The organism is Glycomyces sp. NPDC048151 (assembly GCF_043202775.1).
Classification (GTDB): Bacteria; Actinomycetota; Actinomycetes; order Mycobacteriales; family Micromonosporaceae; genus Glycomyces.
Map to the genome: position 1 here is coordinate 359,076 of NZ_JBIDBB010000002.1, position 23,987 is coordinate 383,062.

Below are 23,987 nucleotides of genomic sequence, written 5' to 3' on the forward strand. Positions count from 1 at the left end.
TCCACATGTATCTGCCTGCTGCGCAGCACATTCGCAGGGACCTGAGTGACCAGCCCCGCAACGGCGTTACCGGTACTACACTTTTTCCTCCCCCCGGTTACCCTTGAGTCCGGGGACTGCCGTCCCCGTCCACGCAGCGTCAAAGAAGAGGCGATTCAGTCGTGTCGAGTGCGACTCCGGGCAGTCAGTTGACCGATTTCGGTGCCAATGAATGGCTGGTCAACGAGATGTATGAGCGTTTCCGCGAAAACCCCGACAGCGTCAGCGCCGGTTGGCGCGAGTTCTTCGGCGGCGATCCGACGGGCGCGACGTCCGCCGACGACGGCGAGCGCAAGGCCGAGGCGGCCGCACCCGCCCCTGCCGTCGAGGCGGCCCCGGCGAAGCCCGCCGCGACTGAGCCGGTCGTGCAGCCCGCTCCGGTCGCCGAGGCGAAGCCCGAGGCTCCTGTCGCTGCGTCGGCCCCCGTTGCAGAACCCGCGAAGAAGGCGACTCCGATCGTGAACGAACCAGGCACCAAGCCGCTCAAAGGCGTCGCGGCCAAGGTGGCCCAGAACATGGACGCGTCCCTGGAGATCCCCACGGCCACCTCGGTGCGTGCGGTCCCCGCGAAGCTCCTGTTCGACAACCGGATCGTCATCAACAACCACCTCAAGCGCGGCCAGGGCGGGAAGGTCTCCTTCACCCACCTGATCGGCTACGCGCTGGTGCAGGCCGTCAAGGCCCACCCGGGCATGAACGCCTCGTACAAGGTCGTCGACGGCAAGCCGCAGCTCGTCACCCCCGAGGCGATCAACCTCGGCCTCGCGATCGACCTCGCCAAGCCCGACGGCACCCGCACGCTCGTCGTGCCGTCGATCAAGAACTGCGAGTCGATGGACTTCCGCGAGTTCTGGCAGGCCTACGAGGACCTGGTCCGCAAGGCCCGCAACAACAAGCTCACGATGGAGGACCACGCCGGGGCGACGCTCACGCTCACCAACCCCGGCGGGATCGGCACCGTCCACTCCGTCCCGCGCCTGATGAAGGGCCAGGGCCTCATTGTCGGCGTCGGCGCCATGGAGGTGCCCGCCGAGTTCGCCGGAGCCTCCGACGAGACCCTCTCCGACCTGGGCGTCTCCCGGATCATGACGGTCACGTCGACCTACGACCACCGCATCATCCAGGGCGCCGAGTCCGGCCAGTTCCTGGCGACGCTGCACAAGCTGCTGCTCGGCGACGGCTTCTTCGACGAGGTCTTCCGCTCGCTGCTCATCCCCTACGAGCCGGTCCGCTGGGTCCGCGACGTGTCGAAGACCCACGAGGGCCAGATCGACAAGAACGCCCGCGTCATCGAGCTCATCCACGCCTACCGCGTGCGCGGCCACCTCATGGCCGACACCAACCCGCTGCACTACGAGATCCGCCGCCACCCCGACCTGGACATCCTGTCGCACGGCCTCACCCTGTGGGACCTCGACCGGACCTTCCCCGTCGGCGGCTTCGCGGGCCAGCAGCGCATGAAGCTCCGCGACATCCTCGGCGTGCTCCGCGACTCCTACTGCCGCCGCGTCGGCGTGGAGTACATGCACATCCAGGACCCCGAGGAGCGCGCGTGGATCCAGCGCCGCATCGAGGTCCCCTTCGAGAAGCCGAAGGTCGAGGAGCAGAAGCACATCCTCGGCCGCCTCAACGCCGCCGAGGCGTTCGAGACGTTCCTGCAGACGAAGTTCGTGGGCCAGAAGCGCTTCAGCCTCGAAGGCGGCGAGTCGCTCATCCCGCTGCTCGACCGCGTCCTCAACGAGGCCGCGGGCGCGGCCATCGACGAGGTCGTCATCGGCATGCCGCACCGCGGCCGCCTCAACGTGCTCGCCAACATCGTCGGCAAGAAGCTCTCCAAGATCTTCACCGAGTTCGAGGGGCACATCGACCCCAAGAGCATCGGCGGCTCCGGCGACGTCAAGTACCACCTGGGCCTCACCGGCAAGTTCACCTCCCCCGACGGGCGCAACGAGACGGTCGTCTCCGTCGCGGCCAACCCGTCGCACCTGGAGGCCGTGAACCCGGTCCTCGAAGGCATCGTCCGCGCCAAGCAGGACCGCCTCAACCTGGGCGAGGACGGCTTCACCGTCATGCCCGTGGCGATCCACGGCGACGCGGCCTTCGCGGGCCAGGGCGTCGTCGCCGAGACCCTGAACCTGTCGCAGCTGCGCGGCTACCGCACCGGCGGCACCGTCCACGTGGTCGTGAACAACCAGGTCGGCTTCACCACCGCCCCGGCGCACTCGCGCTCCTCGCTGTACTGCACCGACGTCGCCCGCATGATCCAGGCGCCGATCTTCCACGTCAACGGGGACGACCCCGAGGCCGTGTGCGAGGTCGCGAAGCTCGCCTTCGCGTACCGCCAGCAGTTCAACAAGGACGTCGTCATCGACATGGTCTGCTACCGCCGCCGCGGCCACAACGAGGGCGACGACCCCAAGATGACCAACCCGCAGATGTACCAGGTCATCGACGGCAAGCAGTCCGTGCGCAAGCTCTACACCCGCGCGCTCATCGGCCGCGGCGACATCACGATGGAAGACGCCGAGGAGGCGCTCGCGGACTACCAGGCCCAGCTCGAACGGGTCTTCCGCGAGACCAAGGAGGCCCTGGCCGGGCAGACCGGCCCGCTCCCGTGGCGCCACCAGCCCGAGCCGGTCGCCGACATCGACACGTCGGTGGACGCCGAGACGATCGCGATGATCGGCAAGGCCCACACCACGCTGCCGGAGGGCTTCGGCCCGCACAAGGCCGTCCGCAAGGTCCTCGAGAAGCGCAGCGAGATGTCCACTTCGGGCACCGTCGACTGGGCCTACGCCGAGACCCTCGCGTTCGGCTCGCTCCTCATGCAGGGCAAGCCGATCCGCCTCGCCGGCCAGGACTCGCGCCGCGGCACCTTCGTGCAGCGTCACGCCGTCGTCGTCGACCAGGCCACCGGCGCCGAGTACACGCCGCTGGCGCACCTGGGCGAGCAGGCCGCGAAGTTCTTCGTCTACGACTCGCTGCTCTCCGAGTTCGCCGCCCTCGGCTTCGAGTACGGCTACTCCGTCGAGAACCCCGAGATGCTCGTCCTGTGGGAGGCCCAGTTCGGCGACTTCGTCGACGGCGCCCAGACCATCACCGACGAGTTCATCTCCTCCGGCGAGGCCAAGTGGGGCCAGCACTCGGGCGTGACCCTGCTGCTCCCGCACGGCCACGAGGGCGCGGGCCCCGACCACACCTCGGGCCGCATCGAGCGGTTCCTGCAGCTGTGCGCCGACGAGAACATGCGCGTCGTCAACTCCACGAGCCCGGCGAACTACTTCCACCTGCTGCGCCGCCAGGCCCTCGACCCGGTCAAGAAGCCCCTCGTGGTCTTCACGCCGAAGTCGCTCCTGCGCCACAAGGCCGCCGTCAGCCAGCTCGAGGAGTTCACCACCGGCCGCTTCCAGCCGGTCCTGCGGGACACCGCGGTCGCCAGCGGCCAGATCAAGGCCGAGGACGTCAAGCGCGTGCTCCTGTGCTCGGGCAAGGTCTACTACGACCTCGAGGCCGCCCGCCAGAACCGCGGCGTCACCGACACCGCGATCCTGCGCGTCGAGCAGCTCTACCCGCTCCCGGCCGACGAGCTCAAGAGCGCCCTCGAGGCGTTCCCGAACGCGACCGACACCGCGTGGGTCCAGGAGGAGCCGGCGAACCAGGGCGCCTGGTCGCACATCGCGCTCAACCTGCTCGAGCAGCTCGGCGGGGTCCACCTGCGCCGCATCTCCCGCCCGGCCGCCGCCGCGCCGTCCACCGGCTCGCCGAAGGTCCACGAGGTCGAGCAGCAGGCGCTGGTCGACGTGGCGGTCCCGCAGCCGCAGTAGTACCGAAAGCACCGAACGACGCAGGGGAGGCCTCCGGGCCTCCCCTGTTTCGCATCTCACGTAACTTTACCGGTAACGTTTCGGCCGCAGCTTACTTTACGGAAGTTGCGATTTCGTTTTCTTCCGATGTCCGCCCTTGACCATGCCTATGAGAGCGATAACAATGGCTCCACGGCCCCACCCCCGACCGGCCCTCACCACAAAGAATCACATTGGAGTGATGCATTGATGCCGAATCATCCCTCGCCCCCTGGCTCTGGCGCTGAGCCAGGTCTCTCCAGGCGGGTACTCCTCACCGGCACGGCGGCGGCCGCCGGCCTCGGCCTGGCCGGGTGCGGCTCGGTCGCCGGAGGCCTGAGCGACCGGACCCGCGTGAAGCAGTGGAACCTGCTGGCAGGCGCCGACGGCGCGATCATGACCGAGATGCACGGCAACTTCTCGGCCGAGCACCCGGACGTCGAACTCGAGGCCACCACCTTCGGCTGGGGCACCCCGTTCTACACCCGCCTCGTCATGGGCGCCTCCAGCGGCAACGCCGCCGACATCGCCACCATCCACCTCTCCCGGCTCAAGAGCGTCTCGCCCGACACGCTCCTGGACGCCATCACCACCGACGAGCTCGCCGCGGTCGGCATCGACGCGGCCGACTTCCCCGAGAAGATCTGGGAGAAGTGCTTCGTCGACGACAAGCTCTACGCGCTCCCGCTGGACACGCACGCCCTCGTCAACTACTACAACGTTGACATCTGCCAGCAGATCGGCGCGCTCAACGCCGACGGCACGCTCGTCGACACGACCAGCCGCGAGGCCTACTTCGACGTGCTCCGCGAGGCCAAGGCCCTGACCGGCCAGTTCGGCACCTCGCTCGACACGTTCGGCGGCTGGCGGCAATTCTGGGCCTGGTACCGCCAGGCCGACGGCGAGATGTCCTTCGGCGAGGACGACTTCGAGATGGACGACGACAAGGCGCTGCAGGCCATCGAGACCATGTACCTCATGGCCGAGGAGGGCCTCTGCCCGACCTTCGCCGACGGCGCCCAGTGCGCGGCGAACTTCGAGAACGGCGCCGCCGCGTTCGTGCAGGTCGGCAACTGGGAGATCAACCGCTTCAAGCTCTTCGGCGGCGACAACCCGAACTGGTTCTCCATGACCGAGATGCCGAACTTCTTCGGCAACCGCCGCACCCAGGGCGACTGCCACTCGTTCGTGCTCCCCCGCCACAACGCCTGGGGCGAGGGCGTCCGCGAGGCCACCATCGAGTACGCGGCCTACATGCTCAAGAACAGCTTCCGCTGGGGCGAGGGCGGCGGGCACACCCCGTCCTACCTGCCCGTCACCGAGAGCGCCGAGTACCAGGCGCTGCAGCCCAACGCGGAGTACTCCGGCGTCGTCGAGAACGTGCAGTTCGACCCCGACGTGTGGTTCTCCGGCTCCGCCGCCCGCCTGTTCGACGAGACCGGCTCGATCTTCCTGCAGGTCTACGGCCTGGCGATGAAGCCCGAAGAGGCGCTGGAGCTCATGAAGGAGCGCATCTACTCGCTGCTGGCCCTCCCCAACCCGGTCGACTGAACCGCCCCTAGGACTTCCCGATGACTGTGAAAACCGCGACGCCCGCTGAGGCGTCGGCCGCGATGACGCGGCCCCCGAGCGCTCCGCGCAAGAAGAAGTCGCTGGCCGGACTCTGGTTCGTGCTCCCCTTCGTGGCCTTCTACGCGCTGTTCCTGATCTGGCCGACCTTCCTCGGCCTCTACTACTCCTTCACCGACAAGAGCCTCACCGGCCGCCCGGCCTCGTGGGTCGGGCTCGACAACTGGGTCGAGGCCTTCGGCGACGAGCGCGCCTGGAACGCCCTGGTCAACACCGCCGAGTTCACCCTGTACTCGACGCCGCCGCTGGTGGTCCTCGCGATCGTCTTCGCGCTGCTGGTGAACCGGGCCCGCAAGCTCGGCTGGTTCCTGCGGATGGCGTTCTTCGCGCCGTTCGTGGTCCCCGTCTCCGTGGTCACCATGATCTGGATCTGGATCTACCAGCCCGAAGGCGGCCTGCTCAACCACTACCTGCAGCTGCTGGGCCTCCAGGACGCCTCGGCGCCCACGATCTGGTACCAGGGCGAGAACGGCATGGCCATGTGGTCGGTCGTCATCACCACGGTGTGGTGGACGGTCGGCTTCAACTTCCTGCTGTACCTGGCGGCGCTTCAGACGATCGACCCGAGCGTCTACGAGGCCTCGAGCATCGACGGCGCGAGCTGGTGGCGCCAGCTGTGGCACATCACCCTGCCGCTGCTCAACCGCACCACCGCGATGGTGGTCGTGCTGCAGCTCATCGCGAGCTTGCGCATCTTCGACCAGATGTACATCATGACCGGCGGCGGCCCGAACCGCGAGTCCGAGGTCGCGATCCACTACATCTACATCGCGGGCTTCGAGGGCTACCGCATCGGCTACGCCTCGGCGCTGTCCTACGTGCTGTTCATCCTCATCCTGATCATCTCCATCTTCCAGTTCCGGCTGTTCTCCCGGAAGGAGTCCTGACATGACCGCAGCGCAGGCGACTTCCGTCGCAGCCGCCCCCTCCGAGCCCCGCACGGTGCGGCGCCGGTTCAAGCGCCCCACCGTCGGCGCCGTCATCGTGTACGTCGCGGCGACCGTCCTGGCCGTGTTCTGGCTGCTCCCGCTCCTGTGGGCGCTGTCGACCTCGTTCAAGACCGAGGCCGACGCGAGCCTGGGGCAGGAGATCCGCTGGATCCCCGAGACCTGGTCGCTCGACGGCTACAAGGTCCTGTTCGAGCGCGGCGACCACTTCACGTGGATGCTGAACTCGACGATCGTCTCGGTCATCGTCACCGTCCTGACGCTGGTGCTGTGCACGACCGCGGCCTACGGGTTCTCGCGGTTCGACTTCCCCGGCAAGAACTTCCTGTTCGGCGCGATCATCGCCGGTCTGATGGTGCCCGGCCAGGCGCTCATCATCCCGCTGTTCGACCTGGTCAACGCCCTGCACATGGGCGGCACCTACTGGGGCCTGGCGCTCCCGCAGGTGGTCGCCCCGGTCATGGTGTTCATCCTCAAGCGGTTCTTCGACGCGATCCCGAAGGACTACGAGGAGGCCGCGAAGCTCGACGGCGCCGGGCACTTCCGGGTGCTGTGGAACGTCATCCTCCCGATGTCGGGCCCGATCATCGCGGCCGTCGCGATCTTCACGTTCATCGGCTCGTGGAACAACTACCTGTGGCCGCTGCTCGTGGCCAGCGACCCGTCGATGATGACCCTGCCGGTGGGCCTGCAGGTCGTCGCGGGCGGCTACGGCCTGTTCTACGCCCAGAACATGGCCGCCGCGGTCCTCGGCGCGGCTCCGCTGCTCATCGTCTTCCTGATCTTCCAGAAGCGGATCGTCGAAGGCGTCGCGGGCGTCGGCCTGAAGTAGCACTGCACGCACAGCGAGCGGGGTCCGGCTGGTGCCGGACCCCGCTTCGCGTTCCCCCTCCCCCGGATATCGCTTCCTAGAAGATCCCGTCACTGACGAGGCAGGAGGCCGGCGTGTACCCGACCGTGTCGCCGTGGCGGACGTGAATCCACTCGGTCTCCCATTCCAGGCCGTTGCAGCCCAAGGACTTCTCACCCTTGGTCGACGTGCAGGACCCTTCGATCTCGGTGCCGTTCATCACCCGTGCGAGGCGGCGCGAACTCCAGTCGGTCTCGGTGAAGATCGAGACCCCGAACGTGGCGTCCACGGTGTAGTCGCACAGGAAGAGCTGCTCGTCGGTCCAGCCCTCCGAGAGGATCGCCCGCTGCGCGGCGATCGGATGCGCCTCGGTCCCCGAGGTCTCCGCGCCTCCGGTGGTCTCGGACGCGGCGCTCTCCCCGCTTCTGGCCAGGGCGATGGCGACGACCATGATGGCGGCCGCGATCGCAACTCTGATCAGGAGCTTCTTGGTGACGACCCACGTGCTCCCGGCGGCGGCCTTGACTCCGCCCTTGACCCGACCCATTACTGACATGGCCGCTCTCCCCCTTGTGCAACCCCGAACCTGTTCGGTGGTGACATCCATTACAGGGTGAACGCAGGCGGGCCCGCCCGTAGTGCGAACCCGCCAGAAAGCGGCTCCAGTGTCGTACTTACGACGCTGGGCTTCACTCGTTGGTGATCACGACCTTGCCGAAGGCCTCGCCTGAGTGCAGGCGGCGCAGCGCCCGCTCGGCTTCGGCGAGCGTGAACGTCGAGTCGATGACGGGCTTGACCTCCCGTTCGGCGCAGAAGCGGATGACTTCGACCAGTTCGTCCCGGGTGCCCATGGTCGAGCCGAGGATCTCCAGCTGCTTGAAGAAGACGTGCCGCATGTCGACGTCGGCGACCGGACCGCCCGTGACGCCGCAGCTGACGAGCCGCCCGCCGGGCTTGAGGGACTTGACCGAGTGCGCCATGACCGGCGCGCCGACCGAGTCGATGACGACGTCCGCCCGCTCGGGCAGGCGGCCTCCGGCCTCGACCGGGACGGCGCCGATCGCCTCGGCCTGCTCGCGGCGCTCGGGACTGCGGCCGGTGGCGTAGACGCGCGCGCCGAGGGCCTTGGCGAGCAGGATCGCGGCCGTGGCGACGCCGCCGCCGGTGCCCTGCACGAGGACGACGCCTTCGGCGGGCAGACGCCCGCGGGTGGTGAGCATCCGCCACGCGGTGAGGAAGGTGGTGGGCAGGCAGGCGGCCTCCGCCGCGCTCCACCCCTTGGGGGCGGGAACGAGGTTCCGGTGCGGCACCGCGACGCTCTCAGCCAGCGTCCCCGGGTAGTACTCGGAGAGCAGGGTCCGCTTGGGGTCCAACGTCTCGTCGGCGAGCGAGTCGTCGGCGATCACCGGGTAGACGACGACATGGTCGCCGTTCTCGGTGCGCCCCACGGCATCGGTGCCGAGGATCATCGGGCACTGGTCGGCACGGAGGCCGACGCCCGCGAGCGACCACAGGTCGTGGTGGTTGAGGGAGGCCGCGGCGAGGGGGACGCGCGTCCAGTCCTCGGGAACGGCCGGGGGCTCGATCTCACCCACCGAGAGGGCGGCGAAGGGGTCGTCGGGGTTCACTGCACTGGCGTAGGCGGCGAGCATCTGGATTGACCTCCATCTTTGCGGCGCTTGCGGGTCCGGTCCTTGTGGAACCGGTGTTCGCACTGTCCAGCATGGTGTTCCGTGAGGGACTGTGCTGCGTCTCTAACTCTAGGGGCCGGACGGAAATCGGCATTCGGAGAGGTAGGGTCGGCGGTGGAATCACACCCACTGGAAAGAAGCTGGAGGGGCACATGTTCAAGCCTCTGTTCAAGCGGCTCATGCCGCAGATCTCGGCTTCGGCTCACTGCGACCTGCCGTGCGGGGTCTACGACCCGGCGCAGGCCCGCATTGAAGCGGAGTCCGTCAAGGCCATCTGCGAGAAGTACCAGGCCAACGAGGACCCTGAGTTCCGCACGCGCGCCCTCATCATCAAGGAGCAGCGTTCGAACCTGGTCAAGGAGCACCTGTGGGTGCTGTGGACCGACTACTTCAAGCCGCCGCACTTCGAGAAGTACCCGCAGCTGCACGGCCTGGTGAACGAGGCGACGAAGCTGGCCGGGGCCTCGGGCTCCAAGGGCTCCGCCGACCCGAAGGTCGCCGAGGAGCTCCTCGCCAAGATCGACGAGATCGCCAAGATCTTCTGGGAGACCAAGCAGGCCTAGCGCCCGCCCGACGCTCCATGGAGCGCCCGCCACCGCCACCAGCGGTGCCGGGCGCTTCGCCGTTCCCGGGCGCCGTCCCGGCCCGCCGGGAGCGGCTGCGATCGCCCGCCAGGAGGCCTCGGGAGTGGGATTTGAGGCGGGGTGTGCAGCACCGCGGAGCCGACCCGATTATCCTTTGCAGCGAGAGGGCGGAAGTCCTTCGGCCCCTCAGTCACAGGAAGCGGCGATGCCGGTGAGCGATGAGCGCGAGGACGTGCTGCTGCTCGACGTGCCCTCGACGGGCGACTACCTGTCGGTCCTGCCGACCGCGACCGCGGCGGTGGCGACCCGGCTCGGGTTCTCGCTGGACGAGATCGAGGACCTCCGGGCGGCGGTCAACGCCGCCGTCGCGCTCCTGATCCCCGCCGAGCCCGGCCGCCCGCGCCCCTTCCGGCGCAAGACCGGCGACCAGCCCCTCCACTGCAGTCTCGCGGTCGGCGAGGAGACCCTCAAGATCACGCTGAGCCGCCCCAAGGGCGAACCCCTCCCCGACTCCGGGTCGTACCAGTGGCAGGTCCTCAGGGCCCTCACAGACGAGGTCCACGCCCACGTCGAGGACGCCACGACCACCATCACGATCTCCCAGCGCCGCCCGGCCACCGAAGCCGACGCCGACACCCAGCGCCACCAGATCTACTGATCCGCCACCCGCAGGTCGTCACCGCCTGTCGAACCGGCCGAGCGGGAATGTCGTACCCCTCCGATAGCTTGGTTGGAAAGGGGAGCTCCGGAATCGCGAGTCGGCCTCACCTCCGGCGGGCAAGCCTGAAGGCCCGGCGGAACCGCCGGGCCTTCCAAGCTTCTGTTGTCGCAAATTCGAGGGATGGACTAAATCAAGGGATTGCGCGGTACTGCTAGCCGACGACCTGGGTCGCCAGGGTGCGCAGCGCACCCGAGCGGCGCTTCAGCTCGCGGCGCTCGATCTCGCTCATGCCACCCCACACGCCCGCGTCCTGACCGGTCTCGAGCGCCCACCGCAGGCACTCCTCGGTCACGGGGCAGCGCCGGCAGACGTTCTTCGCCTGCTCGATCTGCGTCAGTGCCGGTCCGGTGTCCCCGATCGGGAAGAACAGCTCGGGGTCCTCGTCACGGCAGATGGCCTCGTGGCGCCAATCCATCAAAACATCTCCTTGCTCATCATCATGTCTTTGGTCTTTCACGGTGTTATGAACTGCTCTTGCGGTTCGGGCGTCGCAGAGCCTCAAGGGCCGCGGCGGCGTTCAGTCCGCGCTTCGCGTGAGTGCCGCGCCGCGTCCGTCACGGAAGAACCGCTGTGACGGTCGCACCTTCGCGGGCGACACAGGTGAGTGCTCGGCACGGAACCCGTTCCCGGCAAGGGGAATCGTTGTCACCGCGAGTTCGGAGCACTCTCGCATCAGCGTCATTGCTGAACGCCAGGGCATCGGGGAACACCCGCCTACGGCGTCGGTCGCCCAAGTGGCGACTGATGAGTCCGCATCTCTGACCCGACCCATCTTGTGAATGCTTTCACAAGCTCGGGATTTGTCAAGGGTTCGACTCCGGAAATCAGCCCGAAGTGAGTGAACTCACCGCGCTGTACCTCGAAGAAGACTCGTGGAACTCGTTCCACAGTACCGCCGGAATCCCTACCGCGGACCCTCGTGGCGGCCTCCGCCACACTCCCCCGAACGGAAAACACCGGGGTCGGTGACAGCGAGTCGAACCGGTTTGACACACTGGTACTCAAAGTTGGCTTGCTTACCACGCTAGGAAGTTCGCCAGGGCTTTGGACACTATTGGCTCGCAAGCTTCGCCAAAGGCTGAGTACCCACCGAATGCCCGGTTATACGCACCGAAAATACGATATTCGGTTGTAAGTCTCATGCCGTCCCGGTAGGGATGGCGAAATCAACCTTGCCTGCTCACGGGCGACTTGTCAACACCCACCTTGAGGTTTTCCCAAGTTGTTAACAGGCCACCCGCAGCGCCTCGGGGACCGAACTGAGTTCGAGTTCCGTACGCTCACCGAGATAGTCCCCGTCGAGCTGGAAGGCCTGCGGCAGCGAAGCACGCAGTCTGATCCTGGAGAGATCGTGATGCGTCACCGCGTGTTTGCCGTCGGGCCCGTCCCGACCGACCAGCAGTGAAGCGGCGGTCTTCGCGGCGTCCGACAGGCCAAGTTTACGCAGAACCAGGACGTCAAGTCCAGCATTAAAGGATGCCCGCGCGTTGAGATTCACCGGAAGGGTACCGAGGTATGTCCACGGTGCGCAGTTCTGCACCACGACCATCCCCTCCGAGAGGTCCTGCTCCCCCGAGGACAACTCGAGTTCGATCGTGTCCCCTTCCACCCCATGCTCATTCAGCTCCGCCATCACCGCGCGGGCGTAGTGCGCGCCGAGGTTCCGCTTCTTCCGGTACGACTCGACCTTCTTGATGATCGACGCGTCCCAGCCCAGACCCGCGCAGAACGTGAACAGCCGGTCGACGTCGTCGCCGGTCGCCCGTCCCAGGCTCACCGTGCGCACCCGGCGCTCCTCGATCGCCGAAACGATCGCCAGCGACGCCCTGCGGCGGTCCCAGGGCAGCCCGAGGGCCCGCGCGAACACGTTCGTGGAACCGGCCGGGATCGGCGCGAAGATCGGCGCCTCCTCGGCCGGGCGGCCCCCGCCGACCAGTCCGTTGACGACCTCGTTCACGGTGCCGTCGCCGCCGAGGCTGAGGACCACGTCGTAACCCTTGTCCGCCCCGCGCTTCGCGAGGATCTCGGCGTGGTCCCGCCTGCGGGTCACCTCGACGTCGAGTTCCAGCACTTCGTCGAGCTTCTTCCTCACCCAGCGCGTGCGGCGGCGCGAGCCGGTGGAGGCCTTCGGGTTCACGATGAGCAGACCACGCTGTGGCGCTGCTTTCAGGTCGCGCATAGGCGCAGCGTAGCCCGGGATACGGTTGGCGTGTGAACGAAACCGATGCCGACATGGGCGCGGTCACCGAAACCCCCGGTTCCGGTGACCGTCCTTGGACCCTGACCGCCGCGGCGATCCTGTTCTGGCTCCTCGCAACGGGACTCGCCGCCGCGGGGGTGTGGGGACTGGCACAGATCGCGACGGGCCAGGTCGACACCGTCAGCGGCGCCGTCGGCGTCGCGCTGATCGCGTTCCTCGGGGCGCTCTACTACTGGTTCATCGGCCGCAAGCTGCTCCGCGCGGAGGACATCGTCGCGCAGGCGGTCTTCCAAGGGCTCCTTTGGCTCCCGGTCGGGTACTACCTCCGGGAGGCGGCCCACCCGGTCATCGGGATCGGGGCCTGGGCGCTGGCGGCGGCGATCATCGGGCTGGTCCTCAGCGGGCCGACGCGGCGCGCGGTCGGCTTCGGCGACCGGCGGCCTTTCGCCGGAGGCGAATAGGAAAGCAGAGCGCCGGAGGCGAATGAAGCGGTAGAGCGCCGGAGGCGAATAGGAAAGCAGGGCGCCGGAGGCGAATGAGCAAGCCGCAGCGCCGGAGGCGAATAGGACCAGCGCAGTTCGGAGTAGCGGTCAGGCCGCGGCGGCGCGGTTCGCGATGATCTCGATGAGTTCCGGTGCCGTGCCGAGCGGTTCGCCCACGTGGACGGCCCCGGCTTCGCGCGCGGACTCGATCGCCTTGTCGCACAGCAGACCCGGTGCGATGAAGTAGCAGACGGCGGCGACGCGCCGGGCTCCTCCGGCCCGTAGCGCCTCGACCGTGGCGCCCGCCGTCGGCCCTGGACCGGAGGCGAACCCGGGTCCGGCCGGGACGCCGAGCAGGCGTCCGGCCTCGGCCGCGACCGCCGCGACATGCGCGCGGCCCTCGTCGACGCGGGTGCCCGCGGCGCAGACCACCAGGCCGTCGATGTCGCCCGGCAGACCGCGGACCAGGGCGCGGGCGAGGGACAGGTCCCCCACCGGGCGGCCCACATGCACCGAGAGTCCGGGACGGTCCTCCTGCGCGCGCTTCGTGACCTCCGGGAGGTCGGTCCGCGAGTGGTAGGCGTCAGTGAGCAAGAGCGGCAACGCGACCGCGTCCGTGACACCGGAGTCGGCGAGGCCGGTCAGGACCTCGACCGGGTGCGGCTCGTTGAACTCCAGGAAGCCCACGTGCGCTCCGGCCGTGCGGGCGATGGCCCGCACGGCCTCCGGGGAGCGCGGGTCCGGACTGCCGTGCGCGACGAGCACGACGGGCCGGATGGAGGGGGAGACGCCGGAACCCGACACGGCGGCCGCGTCGGGTTCCGGGACGAGCTCGCTAGACATGCAGTCCGCACTCGGTCTTGTCGAACGCGGCCCAGCGGCCGGCGCGCGGGTCCTCGCCCGGCGCGGTGCGCCGGGTGCAGGGCCAGCAGCCGATCGAGCGGAAGCCGTCCTTGAGCAGCGGGTTGACCGGGATGTTGTGGCGCTCGATGTACGCCTCCTGGTCGGCCTCGGTCCACTTCGCGATCGGCGAGACCTTGACCTTGCGGCGGGAGATGTCGAAGTCCACGACGCGCGTGTTCGCGCGGCTCGGGCCCTCGTCCCGGCGCAGGCCCGTGGCCCAGCCGTCGTAGTCGGCCAGGGCCGCGTTGAGCGGCAGCACCTTGCGCAGCGCGCAGCACTCGTCGGGGGAGCGGGCGAAGAGCCGCGGCCCGAACTCGGCGTCCTGCGACAGCACCGACTGGTCGGGCTGGATCGAGCGGACGTTGACGTTCATCGTCGCGGCGACGAAGTCGCGGACTTCGAGCGTCTCGGGGAAGTGCAGACCGGTGTCGAGGAAGACGACGTCGATGCCGGGGGCGACCTCGCTGGCGAGGTGGACCACGGCGGCGTCGGCCATCGAGGAGGTCACACAGAAGCGCTCACCGAACTCGCCGACCGCCCACTCGAGGATCTGGTGGGCCGTGGCGTCTTCCAGGCGCTTCCCCGCGGCCATCGCGAGGTCACGGAGTTCGAAGGGGTCTCTCTCTTTCCCTGTGCTGCTCATGCTGCTTCACTCCGATCGGGGGTACTTCTATTCGGGCCGAGGGCCCGTGGGCGGGGCCGCGTAGGTGGTCGCGGCCTCCATCCCGTGGTATTTGACGGCGAAGACGCGGGTGCAGTCCGCGCAGTGCCAGGCGCCTCGGATCCCGACGTCGCTGTCGGACCGCGCTCCTGGCTCGCTGTCGCTCGGTGGCTCGTACGGCGTGAGGTCTTCCTCGCCGCAGTAGGGGCAGTAGTAGGGAACGACGCGGCCGCTCACTGCAATTCCGATTCCTCGGCGCGGTGGACCCACTGCGCGAAGGTCTCCCCTTCCGACCTGGCGACCAGGTAGCGCCGCGTGAGGCGTTCCACATAGTCGCCGAGGTCGGCCGAGGCGACCTTGAGGCCGCGGGACTTGCGTCCCAGGCTCGCCGCGGCGGCGTGCCCGCCGCCGAGGTGGACCTGGAAGCCCTCGACCTGCTCGCCGTCCTCGTTCGTGACGAGCTGGCCCTTGAGGCCGATGTCGCCGGTCTGGGTGCGGGCGCAGGCGTTGGGGCAGCCGTTGACGTGGATGGAGATCGGCACGTCGAGCTCGGGGACGCGCTTCTCGAGCTCGGCGACGAGGTCGCGGGCGCGGTCCTTGGTGTCGACGATGGCGAGCTTGCAGAACTGGATGCCGGTGCAGGCCATGGTGTTGCGCCGCCACTGGGACGGTTCGGCCTCGAGGCCGATCGCGCGCAGGTCCTCCACGGCGTCGCTGATCTTGTCCTCGGGGATGTCGAGGACGAGCAGCTTCTGCAGCGGGGTGGCGCGGACGCGGTCGGAGCCGTACTTCTCGGCGATGTCCGCGAGCTGGTCGAGGATCGTGCCGGAGACGCGGCCGGCGACCGGGGCGACGCCGATGTAGTAGTTGCCGTCGTTCTGCTTGTGGACGCCGATGTGGTCGAGGAGCTTCTCCGGGACCGGCGGCTGCTCCAGGTCGGGGAGCTTGCGGCCGAGGTACGCGTCGGACTCGAGGACTTCGCGGAACTTCTCGGCGCCCCAGTCCTTGACGAGGAACTTCAGGCGAGCGCGGGTGCGCAGGCGGCGGTAGCCCCAGTCGCGGAAGATGCGGACCACGTTGACCCACACGTCGACGATGTCGTCCTGGGAGACCCAGACGCCCAGGCGCGGGGCGAACATCGGGTTGGTCGAGAGGCCGCCGCCGACGTACAGGTCGAAGCCGGGGCCGTGCTCGGGGTGGTGCGCGCCGATGAGCGAGATGTCGTTGGTCTCGTACGGGCTGTCGGGCAGCCAGCCGATCGTCGACTTGAACTTGCGCGGCAGGTTGGAGAGGCTGCGGTCGCCGATGAAGCGGTCGTAGATCTCCTGGATCTGCGGGGTGGCGTCGATGACCTCTTCGGTCGAGACGCCCGCGACCGGGGAGCCGAGGATGACGCGCGGGCAGTCGCCGCAGGCCTCCTGGGTGTCGAGGCCGACGGCCTCGAGGCGGCGCCAGATCTCCGGGACGTCCTCGACGCGGATCCAGTGGTACTGGACGTTCTCGCGGTCGGTGACGTCGGCGGTGTCGCGCCCGAACTCCTTGGAGATCCCGGCGATGGTGCGCAGCTGCGCCAGGTCGAGCTGGCCGCCGTCCATGCGCACGCGCATCATGAAGTACTTGTCGTCCAGCTCCTCCTCTTCGAGGACGCCGGTCTTGCCGCCCGCGATGCCGGGCTTGCGCTGGGTGTACAGGCCCCACCAGCGGAAGCGTCCGCGCAGGTCGGCCGGGTCGATCGAGTCGAAGCCGCGGTGGGCGTAGACACCCTCGATGCGCTGCCGCACGTTGAGCGGGTTGTCGTCCTTCTTGGACTGCTCGTTCTTGTTGAGCGGCTCCCGGTGGCCCATGGCCCACTGGCCTTGGCCCTTCGGGCGGGACGGTTTGCGCGTTGGCGTTGGCACAGTTCTCCTCATGCGGACACAGGTGTGGCGTGGTTCTACGGCGGACAGCCGGAAAGAATTAAGCGCGCATCAGACAGGCGGCGCTGAACACACGGCAGAAGTCGACATGGCGGCGTGCCACCAGTCGGAGCCCATGTGCGCGAGACATGCCTGCAAGCATGCCACACATCTCAGCGGACGGCATCTGTCGTCCCGCTGCATGGACGCCCCGCTCACATCGGGGTGAGCGGGGCGTCGGTTCGCCGAGCAGCGGCGCGGATGGAGTTGCGGGGAGGCGGTCGCGGCACAGGGACGCGGCCGCGACCGCCTCGCAGAGGGGCGGGCTAGACCTGCTCGAGATCGCGGTGTCGGGTCTCGGGGAGGGCGAGGATGCACAGGAGGTTCACGACGGAGATCCCGCCGAGCAGCCAGCCGACGCCGGCGGTGCCGGAGGTCTCGGCGATCTGGGCGACGACGAGCGGCGTGATGCCGCCGCCGAGGAGGCCGCCGAGGTTGTAGGCCAGGCCCGCGCCCGAATAGCGGACCTTCGTGGGGAACAGCTCGGGGAGGAACGCACCGATGGGGCCGTAGATGATGCCCATCGCCAGGAGCGCGCCGGAGAGGGCGAGCGCGATGAGCGCCAGGTTCTTCGTCTCCAGGAGCGGGAAGAGCGCGAAGCTCCAGATGATGCCCCAGACGGCGCCCGCGATGATGAGCTTCTTGCGGCCGTGCCTGTCGGACATGCGGGCGACGAGGAACGTGCTCACGCCGAGGACGACGACGGCGATGAGGGTCAGGCCGAGCATGGTGTTGCGCGGGATGCCGAGGGTCGTCGTGGTGTACGTCAGGCAGTAGGTCGCGGCCGTGTAGAACATGATGTAGACGACGAGGATCGAACCAGCGCCGAGCAGCAGTTCCTTGGGGTGCCGGCGGATCACGGTCCACAGCGGCACCTGGTTGGACTCGGCCTTGGCCATGTGCGCGGCGAACGCGGGCGTCTCGGCGACCTTGAGGCGGATGAGGAGGCCTACGACGACGAGGGCGAACGAGAGCAGGAACGGCACGCGCCAGCCCCATGACGCGAAGGCCTCCTCGGGGAGCCAGGCCGAAAGGGCCCAGAACACACAGGTGGCGACGAAGTAGCCGACCGGGGAGCCCATCTGCGGGGCGGCGGCGTAGAGGCCGCGGCGGTTCGCGGGGGCGTGCTCGGTCGAGAGCAGCGCCGCGCCGCCCCATTCGCCGCCGAGGCCGATGCCCTGGCAGACGCGCAGGATGACGAGGATTACCGGCGCGGCGACGCCGATCGTGTCGTAGGTCGGCAGGAGGCCGATGAACGCGGTCGACAGGCCCATGAGCAGCAGTGAGACGATGAGGGTGGCCTTGCGTCCGATGCGGTCGCCGAAGTGGCCGAAGAGGATCGCGCCGAGCGGGCGGGCGACGAAGCCGACCGCGAAGGTGCTCAAGGCGGCGAGGGTCCCGGCGAGCGGGGAGAGGGACGGAAAGAACAGCTCGTTGAGGACGAGCGCGGCGGCGGTCCCGTAGATGTAGTAGTCGTAGAACTCGATCGCGGTGCCGATGAAGCTGGCGGTGGCGATCCTGCGCATGTCCTGGGGCGGTGCCGCTGCGGCGGCGTTCATCGTGCTCATTGCTGGTCCTGTCGCGGTTCCGAGGGGTCGGGCGGGCGCCTCGTCCGGCGGAGGGCGCCGCCCGGGCCGGTCGAGGTAGGGCGAGCTTATGAGCGCGATCACGGGGTGGCGGTTGTCGAGAAGGCAAAATCGCGGCGGACGGGATTGTCCGCGGCGACAAACGGCGATCAGCCGTGGTCGGCGAGACGCAGCTGGAGGGTCGCGAGGAGCCGTTCGTCGGGGTCGTCGAGGTCGATCCCGGCGAGTTCACGGATGCGCTTGAGCCGGTAGCGGAGCGTGTTGGGGTGGACGTGGAGCGCGGCGGCGGCGACGGCGACGTCGCCGAACGCGTCGAGGTAGGCCCGCAGCGACTTCGCGAGCTCAGGGCTGAGGGCCGCGACGGCCGACCCGCGGAGCTCCGGCACGGCGGCGACCGCGTCGAGGGCCTTGCGCAGCTGGAGTTTCGAGCGGACGTCGCCGATCGAGACGACCGGGGCGCCCAAGCCGAGCAGCAGGATCTGGTAGGCCTGCTCCTTCGCGGCGGGGATCTCGGCGATCTTGGCGACACGGTCGGCGACGGCGGCTTTCGCGGGGGTGCCGAGGCTGGCGCGCAGGGTCGCGACAAGGCCGCCGAGCCAGTCCTCGACGCCGTCGCCCGGGCCCGGGACCATGAGGTAGACGAGGCCGCACGCTTCGGTGAGGTACACGTCGTGGCGGTAGGCGGCGGCGTAGACCGCGGCGACGTCGAGGGCCTGCGTGCGGCGCAGCTCCTTCGCGGCGGCGTCGGTCCCGGGGTCGTGGAGGTCGACGGCGGCAACGGTCATCGCCGTGTCGGCGTCGAGGCCGAGGTGGCGGGCGAGCAGCGCGGAGTCGACGCGGCCGGTGAGCAGGCCGTACGTGAAGTCCTGCGGGACGGCCGCGAGCCGCTGCGGGGCCGCGGCGGGCCGGGCCTGACCGCCCGGGCCGGCCATGCGGAGCGCCGCGAGGCGGCTCGCTCCTCGGAGCACTTCGGCGGCGTCGGCGCTGAAGGGCCGGTCGGTGCGCTGGACCCAGATGGAGCCGAGCGGGCGGTTCCCGGCCTGGATGCCGATCGCGAGGCGCTCGTTGGCGCCGATCGCGGGATCGGCCGGGATCGCGACGGCTTCCTCTGGGGGCCAGAGCTTCCGGTACACGCCCCAGGTGCGCAGGTGGTCGCGGTAGGGCTCGGGGCAGCGGCGGCCCATGATCGTCTGGCGGCGCACCGCGTCGGCGTCGTCGCCCGTGTGCGAGTAGGCGACGACCTGGTGCGCGGCATCCTCAATCGACACGAGGCCGCCGACGAGGGTCGCGACGGTCTCGGCGAGGGCCGGGAGGCCCGTCACGGAGGCGTCGTCGGTCCAGGCCCCTTCGATCGCGGTGCGGGCGAGCATCTCGACCTGGTCCCAGCGGGCGCGGGCATCGATATGGACGATCGCGAGCGGGACCTCGCCCTGCTCAGGGACCGGTCCGCCCTTGACGACGAGCGCGGCCGCTCCGGCGCGGGCGGCGTCCTCGGCCATCGTGAGGGCCTTGCCGCCGCGGGCGCCGACGACCAGCACGAGCTGGCCGGGCTCGGGCGTGTCGCCGGGTTCGAGCAGCGCCACCCCGGTGATCGCGGCCGGGCCGCCCGCGGGCAACACGACGGTGCGAACGAGCTGGTCGCCGAAGGCGGCGAGCACGTCGTCGAGGCGGATCGGTCGGGACATGCCTCCGATGTTATTGCAGGCCCCGGCCCCGTACAAGCGGCCCTCGCGTTCCGGCGGGCGCCGGGTCACTCCTCGGCGGTCCGGCGGGACGCCGCCAAGGCGGCGATGGACCCGAGTGCGGCGAGCGCGGCGCCGACGCCGATCGGGAGCGCGTAGCGGGCGCCAGTGACGGCGAGGCCGCCGACGCCCGCATGCGCCGCGGGCGTGCTCGCGGCAGCGGAGCCGCTCGGTCCGCCGGTGGTCGGGCCGTCCGCGGTGGGGCCGTCCGTCGTGGGACCGTCGGTGGTCTCGCCATCGGTGGTCGGGCCGTCCGTCGTGGGACCGTCGGTCGTGGGACCGTCCGTCGTCGGCGCGTCAGTGGTGATGTCGTCCGGGTCCGGGGGCCGGAAGCTGCTGGTCGGGTCGTCCGATTCGCACTCGGGGAGGTCGCCGTCGAACGGGTAGGAGTGGAGCTCCTGCCCGGACCCGTCCTGGCTGCTGGAGCCGTGGACGAGGTTCCCCGTGAGGAACATGCGGCCGTCGACGCCGGACATCGTGACCTCGGTGGTGCCCGACTGCTCCCCCGCGAGGACCGAGCCCTGGAACTGCGTGGTACCGCGCAGGTTCACCTCGGCGGCGTCCGGGAAGTTCCACAGTGTGCGTTGGCGGTACTCGGACTGGGGTCCGGAGTTGAGGTTCAGGGTGCGGGTGTCCCCATAGAGGTTGACGAGGACCGTGGCGCCGTCGGGGATGCCCGCGAAGCGGACCGTCTGCATGCCGCCGGTGGCGTTGACGAGGTCGGCGTCGACGGCGAAGACCTGGAGCGCGGAGGTCCCGTCTCCGGTGAGGACGGACTCGTACCCGAGGTCCTCGACGGTGCCGGTGGTAGTGCGGCGGACGCCGTCCTCGGGGTAGGCGTAGCAGTGGCTGGCTTCGGAGAGCTGGTCGCGAAGGCCCGCATAGGAGTCCACGGCCGCGGTGTCGGTGACCGCTGCGGGGTCGACCGTGCCGGTCGCGGTCCCGGCGACGCGGACGACGCCGGAGTGGGTGCCCTCCGCTGCGAGGAGGCGCTGGCCGGACGCGACCGTGAGGTCGCCGCCGACCTCGAGGTAGTCGGAGCCGTCGGGCGGCGGGACTCGGGAGCCGACCCCGGCGATGCCGACGTTGTAGACCTCGCTGCCGCCGGTCTTGGCCTGGGTGAAGTCGCCGAGGACGACGTTGCGGCCCTCGGATTCGGCGGCGGTCCCGGTGACGGTGAAGTCGCCGCCGACGAAGACGTTGATGCCGTCGTCGTACCCGAGGACGTCGCTGTTGTGGTTGTCGTCGGGGTACTCGTCAGGGCAGTCGGGTCCGGCGCACGGGCCGAGCCCGTCGGGGAGCGGCGCCGCGACGGCCCCGGGGAGCCAGATGGCGCAGGCGACACCCGCGACGAGGGCCGCCGCGGCGGCCACGGCCGCTCGCAGGGCGACGGGTCGGGTCGCGGACATGTCGTCCTCCGGTCCACAGCAGACAGTATTGGGACCGTTGTAGCAGGTTCCGGGGCCGGACCTGCGCAGAAACGAGGCAGGCGCCTACTGGAGTGCGAAATCGACGACGGCTTCGGTGCCGCCTTCGGGGCGGGGGCGCATGTCGATCGTGCCGCGCAGCTCGCCGGTGACGAGGGTGTGCACGATCTGCAGGCCCAGGCGGGTCGAGTCGGCGATGCGGAAGCCCTCGGGGAGGCCCTTGCCGTGGTCGGAGACGGTGACGCGGAGGTGGTCGCCGTCGCGTTCGACGCCGATGACGACCTCGCCGTCCTGGCCGGGCGGGTAGGCGTGCTCGACCGCGTTCTGGATGAGCTCGTTGACGACCATGACCAGCGGCGTCGCGTACTCGCTGGGCAGGACCCCGAAGGTGCCCTCGCGGCGGAGCGTCACCTTCGACTCGGCGACGGAGACCTCGACGGCCATGGAGGCCACGCGGTCGACGATCTGGTCGAAGCCGACCGACTCGTCGCCGGACTGCGACAGGGTCTCGTGGACGAGCGCGATCGAGGAGACGCGGCGCACGGACTCCTCGAGGGACTGGCGGGCCTGCGGGGAGCCGACGCGGCGGGCCTGGAGGCGCAGCAGCGCGGCCACGGTCTGGAGGTTGTTCTTGACGCGGTGGTGGATCTCGCGGATCGTCGCGTCCTTGGTCACGAGCTCGCGGTCGAGGCGGCGGACCTCGGTGATGTCGCGGACGAGCACGAGCGCGCCGGCGGCCTTGCCGCCTGGGCGCAGCGGCAGCGCGCGCATGAGCACGATCGCGCCCTTCGACTCGATCTCCTTGCGGCGCGGGGTGCCTCCGGCGAGGGCGTCGGCGATGCGGCGGGCCGCGTCGGCGCCGACGTCGGAGCTCGACGGCAGGCTGCGGGTGAGCTCGGCGAGGTCGCGGTCGCGCAGGTGCCCCGTGACGCCCATGCGGCGGTACGCGGAGAGCGCGTTTGGCGAGGCGTAGCGGACGAGCCCGTCGGAGCCGATGCGGACCAGGCCGTCGCCGATGCGCGGCGCGGTCGTCGGCTCGCCGGGCAGGAGCGGCGGCGGGAAGCCGCCGTCGGTGAGCATCTGCACCAGGTAGTCGGCGGTCTTGAGGTAGTTCAGCTCCAGGTGGGAGGGGCTGCGCGTGTCCGAGAGGTTGGTGTCGCGGGCGGCCACGGCGATGACTTCGCGGCGGTCGCGGCGGCGCACCGGGATGGCCTCGTGGCGGGCGGCGACGTCGCCGCGCCAGACCGGGTCGCCCTCGCGGAAGATGCGGCCCTCGGTGAACGCGACGTGCAGGTGCTGGGCGTCCTCGCCTTCGAGGATGCGGCCGACCTGGTCCTCCTCGTAGGCGGTCGGGCCGGTGGTCGGCCGGACCTGCGCGAGGCAGACGTACCGGCCCGGGTGGTCCTTGACGGCGCCCCAGAGGAGGAAGTCGGCGAAGGAGAGGTCGGCGAGGAGCTGCCATTCGGCCACGAGCCGCTGCAGGTGCGCCGCGGAGTTCGAGGTCAGGTCGGTGTGGGCGCTGATGACGTCGCGGAGTGTGGACACGTGGCCAATACTAGCGGCGGCAGGTGCCCGCGACCTCGTCCTCGAACGCGTACCGGCGCAGGTCACGGCAGGAAGCAAAAAGCCCCGCCGTGGAAGGCGGGGCCGAGGATCAGGGCGTTACGGCAGCGTCATGTCGGGCTTGTCGAGCTCTTCGACGTTGACGTCCTTGAAGGTCAGGACCCGCACGTGCTTGACGAAGCGGGCCGGGCGGTACATGTCCCAGACCCACGCGTCGCTCATCTCGACCTCGAAGTAGGTCTCCGCGTCGGCTCCCCGCACGTTGACTTCGACGGCGTTGGCCAGGTAGAACCGCCGCTCGGTCTCGACGACGTAGGTGAACTGCCGCACGATGTCCCGGTACTCCCGGTACAGCTGCAGCTCCATGTCGGTCTCGTACTTCTCGAGGTCCTCGGCGCTCAACGCTCCTCCTTCTCAACGACGGTTCCCACGATAGTGCGCGGGTGCCCCGGCTCGTCAGTGGCTTGCCCTTGGTGTCCGGGTTTCACCCTGGGCGGGGTCGCCAAACCCGCTCAAACCCGGGCGGCGGCGGCGCGCGCGGCGACGTTCGCGTACGACTTGCGATGAATCTCGCACGGACCGAACCGCTCCAGGGCGGCTTCGTGCGAGGCCGTGCTGTAGCCCTTGTGGACGGCGAAGCCGTATTCGGGATGCTCGCGGTCGAGGTCGGTCATGATCCGGTCCCGCGTGACCTTGGCGACCACCCCGGCGGCCGCGACGCACGCGGCCGTGCGGTCGCCTTTGACCACGCCGAGGCTGCCGGGCAGGCCCGGCACCGGGAAGCCGTCGGTGAGCACGTAGCCGGGCCGCTCGGGCAGGCGCGCCACGGCGACGCGCATGCCTTCGAGGTTGCAGACGGCGATGCCGCGCCGGTCGATCTCGTCGGGCCCGTACGCGACCACGCTGATGGCGGCCTGCGAGCGGCGCAGCCGCTCGAAGACCCGCTCGCGGGCGGCCTCGGTGAGGAGCTTCGAGTCGTTCAGCTCCTCGAGCCTGGCGCTCGGCGGCAACTGCACCGCCGCTACGACCAGCGGGCCCGCGCAGGCCCCGCGCCCCGCCTCGTCCGCCCCGGCCACCGGGCCGAGGCCCCGCCGGTACAGCGCGGCCTCCAGCGCGTACAGGTCGCTGTCGCGCCTGATGCGGGAAGGGACGGGACGGAGCATGG

General features: G+C 69.6%; 21 protein-coding genes. 7 read left to right on the top strand and 14 right to left on the bottom strand.

The genetic code is table 11. The features are described 5' to 3' along the window. Nucleotides 1-161 precede the first annotated feature (161 nt). The 4 genes from ACGGCP_RS05115 to ACGGCP_RS05130 all read left to right on the top strand — a co-directional run bounded on the left by ACGGCP_RS05115 (nucleotide 162) and on the right by ACGGCP_RS05130 (nucleotide 7,289). Nucleotides 162-3,863 carry a multifunctional oxoglutarate decarboxylase/oxoglutarate dehydrogenase thiamine pyrophosphate-binding subunit/dihydrolipoyllysine-residue succinyltransferase subunit gene (locus tag ACGGCP_RS05115; protein ID WP_392961255.1) on the top strand — a complete coding sequence of 1,234 codons (3,702 nt, stop codon included), beginning with the start codon at nucleotides 162-164 and terminating at the stop codon, nucleotides 3,861-3,863. 228 nt (nucleotides 3,864-4,091) lie between these two features. Further along, nucleotides 4,092-5,432 carry an extracellular solute-binding protein gene (locus ACGGCP_RS05120; protein ID WP_392961258.1) on the top strand — a complete coding sequence of 447 codons (1,341 nt, stop codon included), beginning with the start codon at nucleotides 4,092-4,094 and terminating at the stop codon, nucleotides 5,430-5,432. A 20-nt stretch (nucleotides 5,433-5,452) separates the two neighbouring features. Then, the gene (locus ACGGCP_RS05125) at nucleotides 5,453-6,397 is read left to right on the top strand and encodes a carbohydrate ABC transporter permease (protein ID WP_392961261.1); all 945 of its coding nucleotides are present in this window, start codon (nucleotides 5,453-5,455) and stop codon (nucleotides 6,395-6,397) included. Nucleotide 6,398: 1 nt separating this feature from the next. Beyond that, complete coding sequence (locus ACGGCP_RS05130) at nucleotides 6,399-7,289, top strand: carbohydrate ABC transporter permease (RefSeq protein WP_392961264.1); 891 nt, start codon at nucleotides 6,399-6,401, stop codon at nucleotides 7,287-7,289. 76 nt (nucleotides 7,290-7,365) lie between these two features. Here the strand turns inward: ACGGCP_RS05130 and ACGGCP_RS05135 are convergent, their stop codons facing one another. Then, a complete protein-coding gene (locus ACGGCP_RS05135) occupies nucleotides 7,366-7,863 on the bottom strand; it encodes a hypothetical protein (RefSeq protein ID WP_392961267.1) in 498 nt (165 codons plus the stop codon). Nucleotides 7,864-7,996: 133 nt separating this feature from the next. Beyond that, on the bottom strand, nucleotides 7,997-8,959 hold the full coding sequence (locus tag ACGGCP_RS05140; RefSeq protein WP_392961270.1) for a zinc-binding dehydrogenase: 963 nt from the start codon (nucleotides 8,957-8,959) through the stop codon (nucleotides 7,997-7,999). Nucleotides 8,960-9,150: 191 nt separating this feature from the next. Between ACGGCP_RS05140 and sodN the strand changes: the two genes are divergently transcribed. Both sodN and ACGGCP_RS05150 read left to right on the top strand, forming a co-directional pair. Further along, nucleotides 9,151-9,561 carry a superoxide dismutase, Ni gene (sodN, locus tag ACGGCP_RS05145; protein WP_270122265.1) on the top strand — a complete coding sequence of 137 codons (411 nt, stop codon included), beginning with the start codon at nucleotides 9,151-9,153 and terminating at the stop codon, nucleotides 9,559-9,561. Between the two features lie 226 nt (nucleotides 9,562-9,787). Continuing rightward, nucleotides 9,788-10,240: an anti-sigma regulatory factor gene (locus ACGGCP_RS05150; protein WP_392961274.1), complete on the top strand. Its 453-nt coding sequence runs from the start codon at nucleotides 9,788-9,790 to the stop codon at nucleotides 10,238-10,240. A 214-nt stretch (nucleotides 10,241-10,454) separates the two neighbouring features. Here ACGGCP_RS05150 and ACGGCP_RS05155 read toward each other — a convergent pair whose 3' ends face one another. Together ACGGCP_RS05155 and ACGGCP_RS05160 are read right to left on the bottom strand one after the other, a co-directional pair. Then, entirely contained in the window at nucleotides 10,455-10,718 is a 264-nt protein-coding gene (locus ACGGCP_RS05155; protein ID WP_208496337.1) for a WhiB family transcriptional regulator, read from the bottom strand. Nucleotides 10,719-11,528: 810 nt separating this feature from the next. After that, a complete protein-coding gene (locus tag ACGGCP_RS05160) occupies nucleotides 11,529-12,482 on the bottom strand; it encodes a diacylglycerol/lipid kinase family protein (protein WP_392961277.1) in 954 nt (317 codons plus the stop codon). A 32-nt stretch (nucleotides 12,483-12,514) separates the two neighbouring features. Here ACGGCP_RS05160 and ACGGCP_RS05165 point away from each other — a divergent pair, with 32 nt between their 5' ends. Further along, nucleotides 12,515-12,964 (top strand): hypothetical protein, encoded by a 450-nt coding sequence (locus tag ACGGCP_RS05165; protein WP_392961279.1) that lies wholly within the window; start codon nucleotides 12,515-12,517, stop codon nucleotides 12,962-12,964. Between the two features lie 129 nt (nucleotides 12,965-13,093). Here the strand turns inward: ACGGCP_RS05165 and ACGGCP_RS05170 are convergent, their stop codons facing one another. The 10 genes from ACGGCP_RS05170 to ACGGCP_RS05215 all read right to left on the bottom strand — a co-directional run bounded on the left by ACGGCP_RS05170 (nucleotide 13,094) and on the right by ACGGCP_RS05215 (nucleotide 23,985). Continuing rightward, complete coding sequence (locus ACGGCP_RS05170) at nucleotides 13,094-13,828, bottom strand: sirohydrochlorin chelatase (RefSeq protein WP_392961282.1); 735 nt, start codon at nucleotides 13,826-13,828, stop codon at nucleotides 13,094-13,096. Further along, on the bottom strand, nucleotides 13,821-14,531 hold the full coding sequence (locus ACGGCP_RS05175) for a phosphoadenylyl-sulfate reductase (RefSeq protein ID WP_392961285.1): 711 nt from the start codon (nucleotides 14,529-14,531) through the stop codon (nucleotides 13,821-13,823). The genes ACGGCP_RS05170 and ACGGCP_RS05175 overlap by 8 nt, the downstream gene beginning before the upstream one ends. Before the next feature lie 27 nt (nucleotides 14,532-14,558). Beyond that, nucleotides 14,559-14,786, bottom strand: coding sequence for a hypothetical protein (locus ACGGCP_RS05180; protein WP_392961287.1), 228 nt, complete (start codon nucleotides 14,784-14,786; stop codon nucleotides 14,559-14,561). Further along, the gene (locus tag ACGGCP_RS05185; protein ID WP_392961290.1) at nucleotides 14,783-16,459 is read right to left on the bottom strand and encodes a nitrite/sulfite reductase; all 1,677 of its coding nucleotides are present in this window, start codon (nucleotides 16,457-16,459) and stop codon (nucleotides 14,783-14,785) included. Before ACGGCP_RS05185 ends, ACGGCP_RS05180 begins: the two co-directional genes overlap by 4 nt. A gap of 311 nt (nucleotides 16,460-16,770) precedes the next feature. After that, on the bottom strand, nucleotides 16,771-18,072 hold the full coding sequence (locus tag ACGGCP_RS05190) for an MFS transporter (protein WP_392961292.1): 1,302 nt from the start codon (nucleotides 18,070-18,072) through the stop codon (nucleotides 16,771-16,773). 167 nt (nucleotides 18,073-18,239) lie between these two features. After that, entirely contained in the window at nucleotides 18,240-19,775 is a 1,536-nt protein-coding gene (locus ACGGCP_RS05195) for a PucR family transcriptional regulator (protein WP_392961295.1), read from the bottom strand. A 65-nt stretch (nucleotides 19,776-19,840) separates the two neighbouring features. After that, a complete protein-coding gene (locus tag ACGGCP_RS05200) occupies nucleotides 19,841-21,241 on the bottom strand; it encodes a choice-of-anchor A family protein (protein ID WP_392961298.1) in 1,401 nt (466 codons plus the stop codon). Nucleotides 21,242-21,325: 84 nt separating this feature from the next. Then, a complete protein-coding gene (locus tag ACGGCP_RS05205; RefSeq protein WP_392961300.1) occupies nucleotides 21,326-22,804 on the bottom strand; it encodes a sensor histidine kinase in 1,479 nt (492 codons plus the stop codon). Between the two features lie 117 nt (nucleotides 22,805-22,921). Further along, nucleotides 22,922-23,224, bottom strand: coding sequence for a DUF2469 domain-containing protein (locus ACGGCP_RS05210; protein ID WP_106361934.1), 303 nt, complete (start codon nucleotides 23,222-23,224; stop codon nucleotides 22,922-22,924). Nucleotides 23,225-23,334: 110 nt separating this feature from the next. After that, nucleotides 23,335-23,985, bottom strand: coding sequence for a ribonuclease HII (locus ACGGCP_RS05215; protein WP_392961304.1), 651 nt, complete (start codon nucleotides 23,983-23,985; stop codon nucleotides 23,335-23,337). Nucleotides 23,986-23,987: the final 2 nt, after the last annotated feature.